This is a genomic window from Oligella sp. HMSC05A10, from assembly GCF_001808335.1.
Classification (GTDB): domain Bacteria; phylum Pseudomonadota; class Gammaproteobacteria; order Burkholderiales; family Burkholderiaceae_B; genus Oligella; species Oligella urethralis.
In genome coordinates, this window is the sequence record NZ_KV792898.1 from 1 (window position 1) to 1360 (window position 1360).

General features: G+C 41.5%; 2 protein-coding genes. Both read left to right on the forward strand.

What is annotated here, in order from left to right; translation table 11 throughout:
- The first annotated feature begins 145 nt into the window (after window positions 1-145).
- Window positions 146-481 (forward strand): hypothetical protein, encoded by a 336-nt coding sequence (locus HMPREF3144_RS04700; protein ID WP_070469819.1) that lies wholly within the window; start codon window positions 146-148, stop codon window positions 479-481.
- Between the two features lie 110 nt (window positions 482-591).
- Entirely contained in the window at window positions 592-804 is a 213-nt protein-coding gene (locus HMPREF3144_RS04705; RefSeq protein ID WP_168163057.1) for a hypothetical protein, read from the forward strand.
- The last annotated feature ends 556 nt before the right edge of the window (window positions 805-1360 follow it).

The window sequence follows — 1360 nt, forward strand, 5'->3', positions numbered from 1 at the left end:
CCAAAAAGTATGGTCTTGTAACGGGTTGATCCCTTTAGTATAATCGGGCAATCAAAATTTAGTCGCATCGGGTTATACCGCCTTCACGATGATTGGCTTATGTGGAAGGCGATCTAATACATGTTATGTCTAAAAGGAGAATTCAATGTATGCGAAAGAAATAGCACTTGCCGTTTTCGATGGTGTCGTGTCCATACCTATTGATTTAGCATATGGGGTTAGAAGAACATTTGAGGACTTTGGAGGTAGTGGAAGCGCAACAAGAGTTGCCAATATGGCTGAGAATAAGAGGGTGGCTAACATTATTGAAAATGCCATCAAGTTTGCTAATACAGATGCTGGGCCTATCACTAAAATACTTAAGGTGATTTTAGAAGAATTCTATCGAGATCTCCCTGATTCTGTTATTGAAAAGGCGGCAAAAAAAGCAGGTGTCGGAGCAACCTACATGACATCTCGTGTATCTACACAAGCGGCGTAGGTAAACCTAATTGCCAAAAAATTAACTGCACAAATTACAGCGAAAGTAATCGCACGTCGACTAGCAAAAATGGGTGTGGTTTTGCGTTGGGTGCTTTGATCATACAGGGTATGATTGAAAAGGCTTCAGAATCAGCAAAAAGACTAAGGCTAAAGCATCCTCTAATATACAACAAATTGAGGGCGCAAAATGTTGATATGGCATATTTCTTAGTAGAAGACTCGGTCATCCACATCATGGATGCAATTGCTAAAAAATCGGGAAATCCTGAGGCGTTTAAAAAACTGTTTGAAGAGATGGAAAATGAAATCCTGGGTAACTAAGTTAGCTTCAGAATTACTAGATACCATATTAATCGTTATAGGGTCGGTTGTTGTTATTGCGTCTTATATATTCGCCAGTGACGGTTTATTCGGAATTCCTGCATCACCATGGGCCGGTCTACTAGGAGTTATAGTTGCACTTATTGTTTTGCTTTTCCCATACTACCTTTTCTTAAGGCTAAGACATAACAAAAAAATGCAGCCGACGCAAAAATCGCGCGGCTGATTTTGGCGTTAGCCAGATGGAAATACTGTAATGAAAGACACGGACATGACATACAACGAGCTTTCTGAGGCGGTGGTTGGCTTGAGCTATAGAGACAAATTCAGATTGGCGCAATTACTTATCCAGCTCGCCCGAAAAGAGGAAGAGGAGCAGTACCCACAGAAGCGAGCACCTGTTGCGTCAAATGTGGGGACCCCATCCGAGCTTACGTTGTATGTCGCAGAACGTATTAAAAAGCTGCGCCCCGCAAAAAAGTCGACGCTTCTAAATTCAATCGGTAATACTCCCCTAAAATTGAAACACCGATGAGTGGAAAATTTCGTTTAACTA

Bases quoted from the DNA above. Each gene is read 5' to 3' on its own strand.
- HMPREF3144_RS04700 (WP_070469819.1), top strand. From the start codon at position 146: ATGTATGCGAAAGAAATAGCACTTGCCGTTTTCGATGGTGTCGTGTCC.
- HMPREF3144_RS04705 (WP_168163057.1), top strand. From the start codon at position 592: ATGATTGAAAAGGCTTCAGAATCAGCAAAAAGACTAAGGCTAAAGCAT.